This window comes from Arthrobacter sp. AG1021 (genome assembly GCF_003633665.1).
Lineage (GTDB): Bacteria > Actinomycetota > Actinomycetes > Actinomycetales > Micrococcaceae > Glutamicibacter > Glutamicibacter soli.
Genome location: NZ_RBLB01000014.1, coordinates 34,316 through 51,546 on the forward strand (window position 1 = coordinate 34,316; position 17,231 = coordinate 51,546).

Sequence of the window (17,231 nt, forward strand, 5' to 3'; positions counted from 1 at the left end):
GCCCACTAGAATCTTGATATGCGAATCGAGCGTTTGTTCCGTTTCCCAGTCAAGGGCCTGCCCGCCGAGGAGCTCACCCGCGCCGCGGTGAGCGCCGAGGGCGGGGTAGCCGGGGACCGCGCCGTCGCACTGGGCAACGGCAGCACCCCTGTCGCGGACGGGCAGTGGCAGTCCTGCGGCTCCTTCACCGCGCTGAAAAACGACACGTCCCTGCAACAGTGGCAGGTCGTCTCCGCTCCCCCATTCATCACGGTGACAGCCCCGGCGGCCACGGGGGCCGCTCCCTTCACCTTCGACTCCTCCGATGCCGGCGAGCGCTCGGCGGCCGCTGACTACATGGCAGCGCACATCCCGGCGCAGGGAGGCCATGCCCGCACCCTGGTCGCCGCCTCCCACGGGATGTTCGATTCCCGCCTCTCTGGCATCTCGCTGATCAACCCCCGCACGGTCGAGGCGCTCTCGAAGGCCGCGGGCGTCACGCTGGATCCGCTACGCTACCGCGGCAACATCCTGCTGGACGGGGTGCCGGCCTTCGGCGAGTTCGAGCTGATCGGCAAGGTCCTGCGTATCGGCGAGACCCGGATCGCGATCACCAAGTCCATCGAGCGCTGCCCTGCCACGTCGGTCAATCCCGCCACCACGCAAGTGGACGTCAACGGGCCGCGGCTGCTGGCAAGCCATTTCGGGCACCTGCACTGCGGCGTCTACGGCACGGTCCTGGCCGGCGGGACGCTGCAGGCAGGGGACGAGATCCGCATTGATTCCGAAGACCGGCGCGCGCTGGCATTGGCGCCTGCCAAGCGCACCCCGCGCTACCTCGAGGTCATCGAGCGCCGGCAGCTGGACGGCGATGCGGTGGAAATTTCGCTGCGCGACCCGCACGGCTGGATCGCGGCCCACGACGAGGCGGGCACCCATCTGCGGGTGCACCTGCCCGACCCGCTGTGGCGCAACTACACCATCACCGCGGTGCACCGGGACGTCATCAGCATCGCCGTGCGCACCGCCGGAACCGTCTCGCAGAAGATGGCCGGCCTGCGGGCCGGGGACAAGCTGCTGGCTTCGGGACCCCACGGCACCATGACCGCACGCCGCGTGCTGCACGGCCGCACCGCGCTGCTCACCGCCGGCATCGGCATCACCCCCGCCCTGGGGCTGCTTCGCGGAGCCGGCCAGGCACCTGAATTGAATGAACTGCGATTGTTCCATGTGGAGCGCGGGCCCGGTGGCGAGCTGTTCACGCGCGCTGGCGCCTTGGCCCGCGGCCTGGGGCTGCCCGCCCGGATCAGCCACGTCGATTCCCGGGCAGGCCGGCCAACCGCGGCGCAGCTGGCCCAGGCCATCGAGTCCTGCGACAGCGTGGTGATCTGCGGCCCGGCCGGATTCACCCAGCTGGCACTGGAGACCTGCGAGCTGGCCGGCATCGCGCCGCAGCACGTCCACCGGGAAACCTTTGCCTCCCCCGCCGCCGACCTGGGCGAGCTGCTGCAGCAGTACGCCCCGGCACGGATTTTCTTCTCCTCCGGCGCGGCGGGATTCACCTGGCGCCCGCAGGACGGCACGCTGCTTGAATCGCTGGAGGCCCGAGGGCTCACCCCGAACAGCTCCTGCCGGGCAGGGTCCTGCGGCGAATGCGCACTGACGCTGCGCCGCGGCAGCGTCGGCTACCCGCTGGATCCCAGCGCCCGGGTGGCGGAGAACCAGATTCTGGCCTGCATGGCGGCTCCCGCCGAGGACCTGGAACTGCAGCTCTAGGCATGCGGAGCTACTCTCTGGGGTCCGGCCTGAGCGAGTCGAAGAATTCGGAAATCGCCTTCATGATCGCCGCTGGTTGTTCGTCGACTATGAAATGCCCGGCGTCCTCGATAATTTCCAAGCGCACATCAGTCCCATAAATGGAAGTATCAGCGAAAGCCCTGCGCACGACTGCCGGTGGGAACCCAGCATCCTTGGTTCCGAAAATGAACAATGATGGCATGGCAAAGCGTTCAGCCCTGTAGCTGCCTCGTATTATCCGCATCAGCTCCGGGAGGACCATACGGCGGCAAAGGGGCACGGCGGCCCGTGCGGAGTTTTCATGGCTCATCATTGCCTGATACTGGTCGACCACTGCCTGGTCCAGGGGCTGGACCATGAAAATCGGCGAGAAGAAATGGCGGGTCATTCGTCCCGAGCGCATGAGCCAGGGACCGAGCTTCGGCATGGACAGCGCTTCCTGGTGCCACAAGTGCCTCATGCCTGGCATCATGCCCAGATCAAATCGCATTTGCGGAGGCGGCACGGCAATCATCACGTGACTGGTTATTCGTTCCGGGTAGTGCATCGCCAGCTGGAATGCAGAAACGGCTCCCATGTCCTGGCTCACCATGCGAACCTCGCCCAGCTCCAAAACGTCGAGCAATTCCAGGATGTCTCGAGTTCGGCGAGTCCTATCGATGTCCCGGTACGGCAGGCGAGTCCATCCCTCACCGCGAAGGTCGGGCGCGATGGCCCGATACCCCTGAGCCGCAAGTGCCGGCATGATTTCTCGCCATTGCCACCACGTCTGACCGAATCCGTGCAACAGGAGCACCGGGTCGCCGGACCCCATAGCCGCCACGTGCATCTGCCCACCGGCGACTTCCAGGAATTCGTGGTCGACCCCAGCCACCACCGGCATGGCCGGCCATGCTTGGCTTTCCGTAGTCATTTTGTATCCCACCACAGTGAAATTCTTGGGATCCTTCTCACCGCCGTGTTGCCGCGCGCCAAGCAATCACGCATCGGGGACCGCGGGAAGGGACCCAGGCTTATCGACTAACCTTGGCCAAAAGCCAGGGCGCATGCTCGCGCTCGGGTCATTTGGAAGGACCCGCAGGAGCACCCGAGGGTTTCCTGTCGCCTAACGCCCAGACCGGCTCGCGCCAACAACATGGCGTATTCAACTTTGAGAGCTTTGCCCACTCTCACACAATACTACGTCCACAATGAATTGTCACTATGATTATAGTGATGGAGAATGAAATTATGGAGACTTCCACTTCCAACCCAAGTTCCCGGGCACAGCGGGCCTTGAACGCAGCACTTGCGCTCCTCGGCGAGCAAGGAGTGCGGGCACTAAGCCATGCCCGCGTCGACCAGACAGCCGGGCTGCCAGCAGGATCGACATCCAACTATTTTCGTACCAAGCAGGCATTGCTCGAGGGCGTCGCATCGCACCTTGCCCAGCGCGAACGCGAGGATTTCGGCCAAGCTGCGCCAATCCTCGAGCGCGCGGAGGCAGAGGAGGCATTCACCAGAATGCTGGAAACCCAAAGCGGGATTTTCCGCAGCAGGACGCTGGCCCGCTACGCGCTGTTCATCGACTTGGCCCATTCTCCGGAACTTGTTGCGCCGCTGAAGGACAACCGGAGGGTCTTCGAACACTGGACAACCGCGACGCTGGCCGCCCTGGGCGCCAAAGACCCCCTGGGCTGCACGAGATTCATCATGGCCACGCTCGACGGCGCACTGCTGCACCGGATCACGGTCGACGACTCGCTGGATTTCGCGCCGGTCATCCGCCGCGCCCTGGCCGCCTGCCTCGATAGCTAGCCTCCTGCCGGAACACGGAAAACCCCGCCTCCTCCGGTGAAACCGGGGTGGCGGGGTTTTGTCTGGTGCGCCCTGCGGGGATCGAACCCGCGACCAATGGATTAAAAGTCCAGTGCTCTACCAGCTGAGCTAAAGGCGCACGGCCTACGGCCAGAAACCATATTACCTGAAGTGCCCGTCCATCCTTAATCGAGGCCGATCCACGTCGCAAGCAGCGGAAAACGCCAAGGATAAGGGAGTAACCTAGTCGCCATGAGAGGTGCACGTTCCGGATCGCAAACCGCCCACGAGTCGGGGTACCGGCATCACAAACCCCGCCCCTTCGCCCCGATCGACTTCGAGCCCTATGAAGGCGGGGCCGATCCCGCGCGGATATCGGAGGCCGCGCACCTGTCCGCGCGCGCCTTCGTCCAGCAAGGGCTGGCCAACGACGACCCGGAGGTCACCCGGAGGCTGATTGCCGTCGCCGAGGACGAGGGCATCGAGGTGCTCGCCGAACTCTGGAGCGAGGCCCCGGCGCATTCGCTGCCCGGCGCGCTTTGGCGCCTGTACGCGGTCCGCACCGCCACCTTGAACATGCCCGACGTCATGGCCGCACGGTTCGCCGCCGGAGCCCACCGCGCAGAGGTCGAACGCATCGTCGCCGGCGCCGCCGAGCCGCCCAGCGCCGAGGAGCTGAAGAAGATGACCAGCTCGATTCTCTCAGGGGCCTTCAACGGGGACTTCGCCCACGCCCTTGAGCGCACCGCCGCCTACTGCAGAGTGCTGGCTCTGGGCATGACCGAGCACGCCGACGCCGCGGACCTGGCCAGCAGCGAGCGCGGCACCAACCTGACCTTGCGGGCGCGCTCGCTGGACAACACCGCCAAGGATCTGGAGATCTGCGCCCGAATGTGGCGCCAGGGCACGCTGGACTAGCAACAAAAATCGGCTCCGCCTCCCTGTGGCCTTAGGATTGGGACGGCAGAATTCCTCAAGCGAAGGGCCGGTGCGTGGGCGCAAACAACAAGGCGGCATCCTCGGGCGCCATGCGCTGGCTCCTGGTGCTGATTGCCACCGCGCTGCTGTCCCAGACGGCCTTGAACGTAATCCGCCCGGTCACGACCTACAAGCTCATTGCGCTGGGTTCCGGTCCGGTGACGGTTGGCGCGGCCACGGCCGCCTTCGCGCTGCTGCCCTTGGTGACAGCGATTTCCATGGGCCGGCTCAGCTCCCGCATGCGCCAGATCCGCTACCTGATGCTGGGCGGCGTCGTCCTGCTGGCGCTCGGCGGCGCTGGCATCGCCCTGTCCCCCAACGCGCTGCTGGTCGCGGCCGCCAGCGCGGTGCTGGGCATGGGGCACCTGATGTTCACCATCGGCGGCCAGTCCTCCATCGCACGCTTTTTGCCCGACAGCGAACTGGACAAGGGATTCGGCTGGTTCACCGCCGCGTATTCCGCCGGCCAATTCCTCGGTCCGCTGGCCGCAGGCCTGATCCTGGGCACCGGCACCGCGGCCGACTCCCCAGAGCGCATCGCCAGCATCAGCCTGTCACTGTGGATCGGTGCCGGCTGCTCGCTGCTGGCGGCCCCGCTGCTGCTGGCCAATTTCCAGCCGTCGACCACCAAGAACACCGCTTCCGCGGCATCGGCCCGCCCCAAGACCTCCGCCTGGGCCATCCTTCGGGTGCGCGGCATGACCTCCCACATGCTCGCGGCGCTGACACTGCTGTCAATGCTGGACATCCTCACCGCTTTCCTGCCGCTGGTCGCCGAGCAACATAACGTCACACCTGTGGCAGTTGGTGTGCTCTTGGCCATCCGCGGCTGCGCCTCGGTGGTCTCGCGCCTGGTGATCCCGCAGCTATCCGCGCACTTCAGCCGCCCGGCCCTGCTCACCACCAGCTTGTACCTGGCGGCCGCCACCATCGCCATCGCGCCGTTCTTCATCGACTCGCTGTGGATTTCGGGCGCCGCGATGCTGGTCGGCGGTTTCTTCCTGGGACTTGGCCAGCCGCTGACCATGACCATGATCTCCACCTCGGTGGAACCGGCCGACCGGGGTGCCGCGCTGGCTCTCCGGCTCATGGGAAACCGGCTCGGACAAGTAGGTTTGCCGATTATCGCAAGTACCGTGGCGGCTGGCATGGGCCCTGCCGGGGCGATCTGGTTCTGCTGCGCGCTGCTGGGGATCAGCGGAATCGAGAAGTCGCTGCGGCGATAACGTGAGAAACGGCACGCCGTCGGGCAGGCAGTTGACAGCAAGCGCTTCAAGCGAGAAAACTAGGAGTCGGTGCCGGGCTGCTGGTAACCCCGGGCTCCAAAACTCTGCCGCCTAGAGCGGCCTTCCGCCGAGAGGCGTTCCCGGTCCGGCACCACCACAATTCTTGTGTTCACTTCAACGACGTAAACTGTTCTGCGTTGGTACCTGCCCGCATGCCCTAGTCGAATGGTGCGCCGTACAAAGTGAAGTTCCAGATTTTTCCCTCAGCCTCGCGCGGCATTGAGCTGCTGCGCGACCTCGCCGCAACGATTCGACGCTCGGTCGCCAGCGTTTCCGAGATGATCGGCAACCCCGAGGGGCGCCCCCAGCAGCTGCGCGACCTGGCCGCGGCGGAGGCCGAGGCCTCCGACCTGGTCCACGCGGTGCTGACCCACCTGCGAACCAGCTACATCAGCCCCTTGCCCCGCGAGGACATGTACACGCTCTCGAGGCTGCTGCACGAAACCATGGAACAGCTGCGCGGCACCGGAGAGCTGATCATGAACATCGGCACCACCCCGCTTTCTGAGCGCTCCTCGGAGCAGCTTGAGCTCATCTCGCAGCTGGCCGACCTGGCCTCCGACTCCGTCCAGCACCTTGGCAACCTGGACGACCTGGAAGACAACTGGCTGCAGATGGTGCAGTCCTCCAAACGCGCGGCGAGGACCCACCTGGTGTGGGTGGATGAAATCGCGGGCTTCTCCAAGGCCAGCACCATCCACCGCCACCAGCGCGTGGCCGACCACCTGATGCTCACCGCCAACACCCTGCGCCAGTTCGCCGATCACCTGGGCCGCGTGCTGGTCAAGGAGTCCTAAGACCCATGACCGTTATTTCGTCCCTTACCGCCGTTGCGGTGGTCCTGACCCTGGGCTACGCCGTGCTCAATGGTTTCAGGGACGCCTCCACAGCGGTGGCCGCCGCGGTGCGCACCAGGGCGCTGACCCCGGTGGTGGCCGTCGTGGTGGCATCGTTCTTCGCCTTCCTCGGCACCATCGCCACCTCGGGATTGAGCACCGCGCTGGTCGACGCGCTGAACTTCAACGTCCCGGACGGCATCGACGGGCTGAAGCTGGTGATCTGCGGCCTGCTGACGGCCGGTGCCTGGGGGCTCTACTGCTGGTGGCGCGGCCTGCCCATGAGCTCGACCCATTCGCTGCTCTCCGCCCTGGTGGGCGCCAGCGGCGCCGCGGCCTTCATGGGGGATGCGTCGATGTCCGGGGCCTGGGCGCTGCTGGTTGGCTCGGTCCTGCTGCCGCTGCTGATCTCCCCGATCATCGCCTACACCCTGTCGTACCTGGTGGTGATCCCGGCGATGTGGCTGGTTCGGCACGACACCTCGAGCACCGTGAACGAGGTCTCGCGCGCCGGCCAGGCGGTCACCGCCTGCGCCTCGGCCCTGGGGCTGGGCCTGCAGGACGGCCAGCGCACCGGCGCGCTGATCGCGCTGGTGCTGATCACCGGGGACGCCATGGACCCAGGGCCGGTCACCTGGGCCATCCAGCTGTCCGCCGGCGCCGCGTTGTCCTTCGGCGTGCTGCTGGGCGGCTGGCGCATCACCCACACGCTGGGACGCCGCCTGGTGAACTTCGACCCGATGCGCGGAATGATCGCCCAGGGCGTCTCCGCCATCATGCTGTTCGTCGGCTCGCTGGTCTTCCATCTGCCGCTGTCCACCACCCAGACCGTCACCAGCGGCATCGTCGGCGCCGGCAAGAACCAGGCCTTCGAGTCGGTCTTCTGGCGCAATGTCGCCAGGGTGGCCTGGCACTGGGTACTGACGCCCGTGGTGTGCGTCTTCGGCGGCGCGGTGCTCACGCTGGCCATCAGCCCGCTGTTCTAGCGGTTTTCCCGGCGACTGGCCGGGCTAGTCCGGATCCGGCGTGAACAGGTCCTCGATGGGGCACCCGAACAGCGCGGCCAGCTTGAACGCCAGCGGCAGCGAGGGGTCGTAGCGGCCCTTCTCCAAGGAGATGATGCTTTGGCGCGAGATCCCCAGCTCGTCGGCGAGCGCCTGCTGCGACAATCCCCTGTCCTTGCGCCGTTCGGCCAGTGAATTGCGCACTAGCCCTCAGCCCGCTTGCTCAGCTGCATCCGGATGCCGAAATCCACCATTGCCAGGACCACCAGGCCCGCGAGCACCAGGTGCAGCGGCCAGCGCAGCGTCAGGTCGATGGCGACCTCCAAGACGCTGAGCACAGCCGCGCCCGCACCCAGCAGCACCAGCATGTCGCGGAACACCCCTGCCGAAGCGCGTTCGCTCCAGCGGTATTCCACCGAGTCCTCGACGTTGCGCGGCGCGTCGCGCATGGTCCCGCGGTCAACCAGCAGCACCCAGAGCAGCGCGGAGAACGGGAGCCAGAAGCTGAACCCGAAGGCCAGCAGCGTGGCAAGGAACCGCTCCTCGGGCCCCGCGGCGGCAACGAGCGCGGCAACACCCAGCGCGGCGGCCAGGCCTCCTCCGAAGCTCAGCAAAAGCAGTGTGCGGGTGTTCCCACCCGAACGCATGCGGCCCCAGGCCGACTTCTTGATCTCGGTCATCGCTCTTCCTCCTGTCGGTTCTTCCTCGTGGCATCAATCTATAGTTAAGCTTCCTTTACAGTCAAGGTTGCTTTACATCAAGGTTTAAAAACCAGCGGCGCACCTTTCGGTGCGCCGCTGGCGGTGATCCCCTCCAGGATCCCCGGAAGACCCCCCTTCCGGTTCACCTACCGGCCTGCTGACGGCAGGCGGTAGACGAAATCTTTATCCGAAGCGTCCTGAGACGTAGTCTTCGGTGGCCTTCTGCTCCGGGTTGGAGAAGATGGCGGCGGTATCGTTGTACTCGATGAGCTTGCCCGGCTTGCCGGTGCCCGCGATGTTGAAGAAGGCGGTCTTGTCGCTGACGCGCGCGGCCTGCTGCATGTTGTGGGTCACGATCACCACGGTGTAGTCGTTCTTCAGCTCATTGATCAGGTCCTCGATGGCCAGGGTGGAGATCGGGTCCAGGGCGGAGCACGGCTCGTCCATCAGGATCACGTCGGGCTTCACCGCGATGGTGCGGGCGATGCACAGGCGCTGCTGCTGGCCGCCGGAGAGGCCCGAGCCCGGCTTGTCCAGGCGGTCCTTGACCTCGTTCCACAGGTTCGCGCCGCGCAGCGACTTCTCCACCAGCGCGTCGGCGTCGGACTTGGAGATCTTCTTGCCGTTCAGCTTCACGCCGGCCAGCACGTTGTCCTTGATGGACATGGTCGGGAACGGGTTCGGGCGCTGGAAGACCATGCCGATCTGGCTGCGCACGGTCACCGGGTCGACGCCCGGGCCGTACAGGTCGTCGCCGTCCAGCAGGACCTCGCCCTCGACGCGGCCGCCGGGGATGACCTCGTGCATGCGGTTCAGGGTGCGCAGGAATGTGGACTTGCCGCAGCCCGACGGGCCGATGAAGGCGGTGACCGACTTCGGCTCGATGTTGATGGACACGCCCTCAACTGCGCGGAACTTGGAGTAGTAGACGTTCAGGTCGTTGACGTCGATGCGTTTTGCCATGGTGTTTATCCTTGAAAATTCTTGGGGTGTCGAGGGCCGGAGCGCTGGCTCAACGGCCCTTCTTTGGAGCGAAGAGCTTGGCGATCAGCCGGGCGGCCAGGTTCAGCGCCATGACCATGAGGATCAGCAGCAGGGCAGCTGCCCAGGCGCGCTGGATCGACGGGTCGACGTTGGTCGGGCTGGTCGGCGTCATGATCTGGTAGTAGATGAACGTGGGCAGCGTGGACATCCAGTTGGCGAACACGTTCAGGTTGATGTTGCTGGCGATGCCGGCGGTGACCAGGATCGGGGCGGTTTCGCCGATGACGCGGGCGATGGCCAGGGTCACGCCGGAGGCGATGCCGGAGATCGCGGTCGGGATGACCACCTTCAGGATGGTGCGCCAGCGGCGCACGCCCAGCGCGTAGGAAGCCTCGCGCAGCTCGTTCGGGACGATCTTGAGCATTTCCTCGGTGGAGCGGACCACCGTCGGGATCATCAGCACGCTCAAGGCGACGGCCGCGACGATGCCCATGCGCGAGTTCGGGCCCAGGATCAGGCCGAAGAAGGCGGCGGCGAACAGGCCTGCGACGATGGACGGGATGCCGGTCATCACGTCGACGAAGAAGGTGATGGCGCGGGCCAGCGGGCCGTTCTTGCCGTACTCGACCAGGTAGATGGCGGTGAGCATGCCCACCGGCACCGAGATCACGGTGGCCCACAGGGTGATCAGCAAGGTGCCCATCAGCGCGTGGTAGGCGCCGCCGAGCACCGGGGTGCCGTTTTCGACCGTCTGGTTGTCGACCGCGCCGGTCACGCCGTTCATGGAGCTGAACAGGAAGTGCATGTTCATGCCCGGCAGGCCCTTTTCCAGCACGGTGTAGAGCACCGAGGCCAGCGGGATCAGCGCCAGGATGAAGGAAGCGTAGATCAGGTAGGTCCAGGTCGCGTTCTTGCCGCGGCGCTTGCCCTCCACCACCGTGGTGGCCACCGAGGCGGCGATCAGGAAGATGACTGCGGAGTAGATGGCGAAACTCGCCACGTGGAAGCCGGTCAGCGTGGAGCCCGCCGCGCCGAGGATGATCGAGCCGCCGGCGATGGCCGGGATGGCCCACTTGGGCAGCTTGCCCTTGGCCAGCGAATTGCGCTTGCGGCTCGGAGGCGTCGGCTGCGTCGTGGTGTTGCTGCGTTCGGAAGTAGTCATGGCACTCATCAGTTGGCTCCGGAGAATTCCTTGTGGCGGGCGATGATTGCCCGGGCGATCATGTTCACGACCAGGGTGATCAGGAACAGGACCAGGCCGGCGGCGATGAGCTCGGCCAGACGCAGCCCGAAGGCCTCGGGGAAGTTCAGCGCGATCTCGGCGGCAATGGTCTGGTTGCCGGATTTGATCAGCGACGGGATGAGGTTGCCGGTGGAGAGCACCAGGGCCACTGCCATGGTCTCGCCCAGTGCGCGGCCCAGGCCGAGCATGGTGGCTGAGATGATGCCTGGGCGGGCGAAGGGCAGCACCGCGGTGGTGATCATTTCCCAGCGGGTGGCGCCCAGGGCCAGGGCGGCTTCCTCATGCAGCTTCGGGGTCTGCAGGAAGATTTCGCGCGACAGCGAGGTGATGATCGGCAGCACCATCACTGCCAGCACGATGCCGGCGGTGAGCATGGTCTTGCCGGTCTGGCTGGCGGGGCCTTCGAAGATCGGGATGAAGCCCAGGTTGGTGGCCAGCCAGTCGTAGCCGGGAACTAGCGCCGGGGCCAGCACCATGTAGCCCCAGGCGCCGTAGATGACCGACGGGATGGCGGCCAGCAAATCGATCACGTAGCCCAGCGGGCCGGCGATGCGGCGCGGGGCCAGGTGCGAGATGAACAGCGCCACGCCCAGTCCGACCGGGGTGGCGATCAGCAGGGCGATGGCCGCTGCGACGACGGTTCCGACGATGATCGGAGCGATGTAGGAGAAGAAGCCGGCGCCGCCGGAAATATCGGCCGGATCGGCCAAGAACGTCGGCAGGGCCTGGATGAGCAGGAAGACCGCCACCGCGAACAGGGTGATCAGGATCAGTACACCGGCGCCGAGCGCGGCGCCTGAGAAGATCTTGTCCCCGGCGCGGCCGGAAGTCGATGACTTGCTCGTCAAAGCATTGGTAGTCATTGGCTTAAGCCTTTACGGATATTGGAGGGGTGTTGCAGCTTGCGCTGCGGGGGTGGAGGGGGTTTGGTGTGGGCGGTTGCCCGCCCACACCGGATGCCGGTTTCCCGGCGGGGTGCTACTTGGCGACGGTGATGGAATCGATGGCAGCCGCTGCCTTCTCTTCCATGCTGGCCGACAGCGGGGCGTTGCCGGCCGATTCCGAAGCGGTCTTCTGGCCGTCGGCCGAGACGACGTAGTTGCCGAAGGCCTTCACCAGGTCAACGGTCGCCTGGTCCTTGTAGGTGGTGCAGAAGATGTGGTACGAGAGCAGCACGATCGGGTAGGTGCCGGCCTCGGTGGTGTCGCGCTCCAGGTCTAGGGCCAGGTCGTTCTTGGCGGCTCCCTCGACCGGGGTTGCGGTCTCTAGGGCCTTGGCTGCGGCCTCGGAGGAAATCTTGGTGTACTCGTCGCCGACCTTGACGTTCACGGTGGACAGGTCGCCCACCGCGGAGAAGTCGGCGTAGGTGATGGCGCCGTCGGTCGAGCCGGCCGTGGAGACCACGCCGGAAGTGCCCTTGGCGTTCTCCGACTGGATGTCCGATGGCCAGTCGCCGGAGACGTCGTAGGTCCACACGTCGCCTGCGGCGGCCTTCAGGTACTCCACGAAGTTCTCGGTGGTGCCGGACTCGTCATTGCGGTGCACCACGGTGATCGCGGTGTCCGGCAGGGTGGCGTCCGGGTTCTGCTTGGCGATGGCCTCATCGTTCCAGGTGGTGATCTCCTTCTTGAAGATCTTGGCGATGGTGGCCGCGTCGAGGTTCAGCTCCTTCACGCCATCCAGGTTGAAGGCCACGGCGATCGGGGAAACGTAGGCCGGGACGTTGAATGCGCCGTCCGGGCCGCAGACCTGCTTGGCCTCTTCTGCCTCTTCAGGCTTCAGGTAGGCGTCCGAACCGGCGAACTGCGCACCGCCGGCCAGGAAGGCCTTGCGGCCGGCGCCCGAGCCGTCCGGCGAGTACTGGACGTTGGCCTGCGGGTTTTCGGCCTTGAAGCCGGTGATCCAGGCTTCCATGGCCGACTTCTGGCTCGACGCGCCGATGCCGGTCAGGGTGCCGGTGACTTCGGCGTTGGCGGCCGGGGCTTCGCCCGATGCCGACGCGCCGGCGCCGGTCGGGTTGTCCGAACCGCAAGCGGTCAGTGCGAGAGCTGCGACGGAAAGAACAGCAGCTGCACTGCCAAGACGATTGAGCTTCACGAGAGTTACTCCCCATAAGAGTCGGTAGATAAGAATCTGAACCTTCAGCGGTCATTTGTCCCGCTTCACTTACGAGGCTAAGGAGCCAAAGTAACCAGATTCCCCAGCGAAGGTGAACGAAAGGTTAACAACGCCTTTAACTTGCAGTGATCCTGATCACCGCATCTGCTGTGTCTCTGCCCCGGGAGCCTGCGCGGCTCATGAAAGACTAGGCTCATGGCCACCGCTCGCACCTCCGGCAGCAATCGCCGAGACCTCGTGAACTTCCTGGCCCGGCGCAACGCCGCCGGGCTGGCCCGCGCCGGGAACTCCCTGCCGCGGATCATCCGCATGACCCTCGGCGCGGTCGGCGCCTATTGGGTGGCCGAAACGATGCTGGGGCATACCCAGCCGATCTTCGCGGCGACCAGCGCACTGATCTCGCTGGGCTTCGGCGGGGCGACCACCATCCGCCGCACCGCCGAGGTGGCGCTCGGGTGCACCCTGGGCGTGGCCCTGGGCGATACGCTGATGCACCTGCTCGGGCAGGGCATCTGGCAGGCGGCGGTGGTGATGTCGCTGAGCCTGGTGGTGGCCCGCTATCTGGACTCGGGCCCGATCTTCTCCACCCAGCTGGGTATGCAGTCGGCGCTGGTGGTGCTGCTGCCGATCAGCGTGGACGGGCCGTTCTCCAGGTCCCTGGACGCGTTGACCGGTTCGGTGCTGGCGTTGCTGATCATCATCCTGTGGCCCTCGGACCCGCGCCGCACCCCGGTGGCAGCGCTCTCGGAACTGTTCAAGGAGCTCTCCGAGGCGATGCTCGAATGCTCCTGGGCGATCCGGGATGACGACCGCCGGGCGGCGTTCCACGCGCTGATCAAGGCCCGCGCCACCCAAAAGCACCTGGACCAGCTGCCCGGAGCGTTCAGGGCGGCCCAGGAAATCGCGATGCTCTCCCCGGCCGGGCGGCGGCACCGCGAGGAGCTCACCCGGCTCTCCGAACGCTTCAACCACTACGACTGGGCCGCCCGCAACGCCCGCGTTTTCGCCCGCAGGCTTTCCTCGGTGCTGAGCAACAGCGCGCTGACCCCGGAAGGATCCGCCAGCCTGGCGCCGCTGCTGCGCGAGATCTCCGAAGGTATCAATGCGCTGGCCCACTCGGTGCGCGAGCCGAATCTGGCCGGTCAGCGCAAGTTCGAGAAGGGCGCCCGCAGCCAGCTGGAGGCCGCCGCCGCGCAGCTCGACCCGCGGGCGCTGGGTGTCGAGGGCCTGCAGGGGGAAGGACTGGTGCTGCTGCTGCGCCCGATGCTGGTGGATCTGCTGGAAGCCGCCGGACGCGACCACGAGGCCGCCATCGAGGTGCTGCCCAAGTTGTCCTAGCCGGTCGCTAGCATTAACCCATGGCCAAAACTTCCACGCGCAGCAAATCCACCGCGAGCTACAAGTGCTCCGAATGCGGCTGGACCACGGTTAAATGGGTGGGACGCTGCGGCGAATGCCAGGCCTGGGGCACCGTGGAAGAGGTCGGTGTGGTCTCCGCGCGCACCGCCCCCGCGGCAAAGGTCGCGCATCCGGCCAAGCCCATTGCCCAGATCGATGGCTCCGAAGCCGCCTTCCGCCCCAGCGGGGTCTCGGAACTTGACCGCGTGCTGGGCGGCGGCCTGGTGCCAGCCGCGGCCATCCTGCTGGCCGGGGAGCCCGGGGTCGGGAAGTCCACGCTGCTGCTGGACGTCGCGGCCAAGGCGGCCCACACCGGGCTGAAGGTGCTCTACCTGACCGGCGAGGAATCCGCAGCGCAGGTGAAGTCCCGCGCCGAGCGCATCAATGCCGTCGCGGACAACCTCTATCTGGCGGCCGAAACCGACCTCTCGCTGGCGCTGGGCCAGATCCAGGAGATCAACCCGCAGCTGCTCATCCTCGACTCGGTGCAGACCTTCTCCTCCGCAGAGGTCGACGGCGCAGCCGGCGGCGTCTCCCAGGTGCGCGAGGTGGCGGCCTCCATCATCAACTCGGCCAAGACCCGCGGCATGACCACCATCATGGTCGGGCACGTGACCAAGGAAGGCTCGGTGGCGGGTCCGCGCCTGCTGGAACACCTGGTTGACGTGGTGTGCCAGTTCGACGGAGAGAAGCATTCCCGCCTGCGCATACTTCGCGCATTGAAGAACCGCTACGGGGCAACGGACGAGGTCGGCTGCTTCGACCTGAACGAGGACGGCATCGAATCGCTGACCGACCCCTCCAAGCTCTTCGTCACCCGCACCCGGAACCCGGTTCCGGGGACCTGCATCACGGTCACGCTGGAAGGCCGGCGGCCGCTGGTCGCCGAGGTGCAGACCCTGCTCTCGCGCGGCAGCGGGCCAGCCCCGCGGCGTGCCACCAGCGGGCTGGATGCGGCGCGCGCCCAGATGGTGGTCGCGGTGCTGCAGGCCCGCGCCCACATGGACCTGTCCTCCATGGATTCATACATCGCCACGGTCGGCGGGGTGAAGATCAGCGAGCCGGCCGCGGATCTGTCCTGCGCGCTGGCACTGGCCTCATCGCTGAATGAGTTCCCGCTGCCGCAGGACTTCGTCGCCTTCGGCGAGGTGGGGCTGGCCGGCGAGGTCCGCCAGGTTCCGGAAATCGCGCGGCGCATCACCGAGGCCCAGCGTCTGGGCTTCTCCTTCGCCATGGCCCCGGCGACACCCGAGCCGCTGAAGAACATCCCGGACGGCATCCGCGTTTTCCAGGTGGAGAACATTGCCCAGGCCCTGGATATCGCGTTCAACCAGAGGCAGAAGCCCACACGATAAAATGGGAGCTGCTGCCCGTTGAAAGGACGCACGTTGAAATCGCATCCCGCCCCCGAACTACTCTCCACCCTGGCCCGGATCGCCCCGGGCACCGAGCTGGCCCAAGGGCTGGAACGCATCCAGCGCGGGCGCACCGGCGCGCTGATCGTGCTGGGGCACGACAAGGAGGTCGAATCCATCTGCTCGGGCGGTTTCCGGATCAACACGGACTACACCCCCACCCGACTGCGCGAGCTGGCCAAGATGGACGGCGCGATCATCCTCGACGCTTCGGCCCGACAGATTCTGCAGGCCGGGGTGCAGCTGATGCCGGATGCGGCCATCGAGACCCAGGAATCGGGCACCCGCCACCGCACCGCTGAACGCGTCGCGGTGCAGACCGGTTTCCCGGTGATTTCGGTGTCGCAGTCGATGCAGACCATTACCCTCTACGCCGCCGGCGAGCGCCATGTGCTCGAGCCGGCCGAACGCCTGCTGGCGCGCGGCAACCAGGCGATTGCCACCCTCGAACGCTACCGCCACCGGCTCGACCAGGTGACCAGCGCGCTGTCTGCCGCGGAGATCGAGGACACCGCCACGGTGCGCGAGGTGCTGGCGGTGCTGCAGCGCACCGAGATGCTGCGCCGCACCAGCGAAGAAATTTCCCGTTCAGTGCTCGAGCTCGGCGCGGACGGCCGCCTGCTGGCCTCCCAGCACACCGAGCTGCTGGCCGGCATCCAGGTGGACAACCAGCTGCTGCTGCGCGACTACTCCCACGCCGAGGGGCAGGAACTGGACATCGAGGCGGCGCTGGAGAAGCTGCACGAGATTTCCGATGCCCAGCTGATCGAGCCCGAGGCGCTGACCAAGATCCTGTTCCCGAATTCGACAGCAGACCAGGAAGATACGCTCACCCCCAAGGGGTACCGCCTGCTGTCGCAGATCCGCACGGTGCCCAAGGCCATCGGCGAGCGCCTGGTTGCGTCCTTCGACAACCTGCAGCTGCTCATGGCCGCGTCGACCAGCCAGCTGATGGAGATCGAGGGCGTGGGCGAGCAGCGTGCCCGCTCGATCCGCGAGGGACTTGCGCGCATGGCCGAGTCCTCGCTGCTTGACCGCTACATCTAGGCGCGCGCCGGGCGGTCGGCTACTTGAGCACGAATGTCGTCGGGTCGCTGGTCATCTCGCCGATCGCCGCGGTGAACTTGTAGGTTCCCGGCAGCGGTTTGGCGTTGACCGCCTTGCAGCCCGGGGCGGAGCGGTTGCGGTTCCAGGTGAACTTCGCGCTTTCCTTCTGCCCGGCGGCAAAAGCCAGCACGACGTCTTCGCCGTTGCTCAGGCAGTCGACCGTGGAAAAGATCCTGTCCGAGCCGCTGGAAATCAGGAATTCCTGCTGGCTGGTGCCGACATTCAGCTCGCAGTCGCGCTTGGACGTGTTTTCGATTCCCAGGGTGAGCACCGGGTCCTCTTCCGAGGCGTAGGACTGCTTGTCGGTGGATGCGGTAATGGTGATTTCCCCGGCCTTGCAGGCGTTAGATTCCGTTTCCCCGGAGGGCTCGGAGGCATTGGGCGAAGCTTCGACAGGGGTCGGGTTCGCACCCTTGGGTTCGTCGTCTGCGCCGAACATTCCGACGACCGCGGTGACGCCCCAGACGATGAGTCCGACAAGCACGAGAGCCAAAACAGCCACGGTGATGCGCCGGCGCCGATAGACGCGGGCCGATGGCTTGCCCCCGGATGTGTTGCTCATGGCTTAAGGCTAGTTCATTGCACGCC

At 66.2% G+C, this 17,231-nt stretch carries 17 protein-coding genes and 1 tRNA gene; 9 read left to right on the top strand and 9 right to left on the bottom strand.

What is annotated here, in order from left to right:
- Positions 1–18: 18 nt before the first annotated feature.
- Positions 19–1,755 carry a 2Fe-2S iron-sulfur cluster-binding protein gene (locus DFO58_RS17920; RefSeq protein ID WP_082344593.1) on the top strand — a complete coding sequence of 579 codons (1,737 nt, stop codon included), beginning with the start codon at positions 19–21 and terminating at the stop codon, positions 1,753–1,755.
- A gap of 10 nt (positions 1,756–1,765) precedes the next feature.
- Here DFO58_RS17920 and DFO58_RS17925 read toward each other — a convergent pair whose 3' ends face one another.
- Positions 1,766–2,689 (bottom strand): alpha/beta hydrolase, encoded by a 924-nt coding sequence (locus DFO58_RS17925; RefSeq protein WP_082344592.1) that lies wholly within the window; start codon positions 2,687–2,689, stop codon positions 1,766–1,768.
- 302 nt (positions 2,690–2,991) lie between these two features.
- Between DFO58_RS17925 and DFO58_RS17930 the strand changes: the two genes are divergently transcribed.
- The gene (locus tag DFO58_RS17930) at positions 2,992–3,573 is read left to right on the top strand and encodes a TetR family transcriptional regulator (RefSeq protein ID WP_286163665.1); all 582 of its coding nucleotides are present in this window, start codon (positions 2,992–2,994) and stop codon (positions 3,571–3,573) included.
- Between the two features lie 63 nt (positions 3,574–3,636).
- Here the strand turns inward: DFO58_RS17930 and DFO58_RS17935 are convergent.
- A tRNA-Lys gene (locus tag DFO58_RS17935) sits at positions 3,637–3,712 on the bottom strand.
- A gap of 113 nt (positions 3,713–3,825) precedes the next feature.
- Between DFO58_RS17935 and DFO58_RS17940 the strand changes: the two genes are divergently transcribed.
- The 4 genes from DFO58_RS17940 to DFO58_RS17955 all read left to right on the top strand — a co-directional run bounded on the left by DFO58_RS17940 (position 3,826) and on the right by DFO58_RS17955 (position 7,659).
- Entirely contained in the window at positions 3,826–4,491 is a 666-nt protein-coding gene (locus DFO58_RS17940; RefSeq protein WP_120991917.1) for a hypothetical protein, read from the top strand.
- Between the two features lie 74 nt (positions 4,492–4,565).
- Positions 4,566–5,777 (top strand): MFS transporter, encoded by a 1,212-nt coding sequence (locus tag DFO58_RS17945; RefSeq protein ID WP_231736035.1) that lies wholly within the window; start codon positions 4,566–4,568, stop codon positions 5,775–5,777.
- A 242-nt stretch (positions 5,778–6,019) separates the two neighbouring features.
- Positions 6,020–6,634, top strand: coding sequence for a hypothetical protein (locus tag DFO58_RS17950; protein ID WP_047117672.1), 615 nt, complete (start codon positions 6,020–6,022; stop codon positions 6,632–6,634).
- 5 nt (positions 6,635–6,639) lie between these two features.
- A complete protein-coding gene (locus DFO58_RS17955) occupies positions 6,640–7,659 on the top strand; it encodes an inorganic phosphate transporter (RefSeq protein ID WP_120991918.1) in 1,020 nt (339 codons plus the stop codon).
- Positions 7,660–7,683: 24 nt separating this feature from the next.
- Here the strand turns inward: DFO58_RS17955 and DFO58_RS17960 are convergent, their stop codons facing one another.
- From DFO58_RS17960 to pstS, 6 genes are all read right to left on the bottom strand, one after another.
- Positions 7,684–7,881 carry a helix-turn-helix transcriptional regulator gene (locus DFO58_RS17960; RefSeq protein WP_047117670.1) on the bottom strand — a complete coding sequence of 66 codons (198 nt, stop codon included), beginning with the start codon at positions 7,879–7,881 and terminating at the stop codon, positions 7,684–7,686.
- Entirely contained in the window at positions 7,881–8,357 is a 477-nt protein-coding gene (locus DFO58_RS17965; protein ID WP_052772149.1) for a hypothetical protein, read from the bottom strand. The genes DFO58_RS17960 and DFO58_RS17965 overlap by 1 nt, the downstream gene beginning before the upstream one ends.
- Positions 8,358–8,561: 204 nt before the next feature.
- Entirely contained in the window at positions 8,562–9,341 is a 780-nt protein-coding gene (gene pstB / locus DFO58_RS17970) for a phosphate ABC transporter ATP-binding protein PstB (protein ID WP_120991919.1), read from the bottom strand.
- A 49-nt stretch (positions 9,342–9,390) separates the two neighbouring features.
- A complete protein-coding gene (gene pstA / locus DFO58_RS17975) occupies positions 9,391–10,524 on the bottom strand; it encodes a phosphate ABC transporter permease PstA (protein WP_047117747.1) in 1,134 nt (377 codons plus the stop codon).
- Between the two features lie 8 nt (positions 10,525–10,532).
- Positions 10,533–11,468 carry a phosphate ABC transporter permease subunit PstC gene (gene pstC / locus DFO58_RS17980; protein ID WP_047117668.1) on the bottom strand — a complete coding sequence of 312 codons (936 nt, stop codon included), beginning with the start codon at positions 11,466–11,468 and terminating at the stop codon, positions 10,533–10,535.
- 115 nt (positions 11,469–11,583) lie between these two features.
- Positions 11,584–12,702 (bottom strand): phosphate ABC transporter substrate-binding protein PstS, encoded by a 1,119-nt coding sequence (pstS, locus tag DFO58_RS17985; RefSeq protein ID WP_047117667.1) that lies wholly within the window; start codon positions 12,700–12,702, stop codon positions 11,584–11,586.
- 216 nt (positions 12,703–12,918) lie between these two features.
- Here pstS and DFO58_RS17990 point away from each other — a divergent pair, with 216 nt between their 5' ends.
- Genes DFO58_RS17990 through disA form a run of 3 tightly spaced genes read left to right on the top strand, consistent with a single transcriptional unit; the run spans position 12,919 to position 16,583 of the window.
- Positions 12,919–14,061, top strand: a complete 1,143-nt coding sequence (locus DFO58_RS17990) for an FUSC family protein (RefSeq protein WP_120991920.1) — start codon at positions 12,919–12,921, stop codon at positions 14,059–14,061.
- A 20-nt stretch (positions 14,062–14,081) separates the two neighbouring features.
- Positions 14,082–15,476 (top strand): DNA repair protein RadA, encoded by a 1,395-nt coding sequence (gene radA, locus DFO58_RS17995; RefSeq protein ID WP_047117665.1) that lies wholly within the window; start codon positions 14,082–14,084, stop codon positions 15,474–15,476.
- 33 nt (positions 15,477–15,509) lie between these two features.
- Positions 15,510–16,583, top strand: a complete 1,074-nt coding sequence (disA, locus tag DFO58_RS18000) for a DNA integrity scanning diadenylate cyclase DisA (RefSeq protein WP_047117664.1) — start codon at positions 15,510–15,512, stop codon at positions 16,581–16,583.
- Between the two features lie 19 nt (positions 16,584–16,602).
- Here the strand turns inward: disA and DFO58_RS18005 are convergent, their stop codons facing one another.
- Entirely contained in the window at positions 16,603–17,205 is a 603-nt protein-coding gene (locus DFO58_RS18005; protein WP_047117663.1) for a hypothetical protein, read from the bottom strand.
- Positions 17,206–17,231 lie beyond the last annotated feature (26 nt).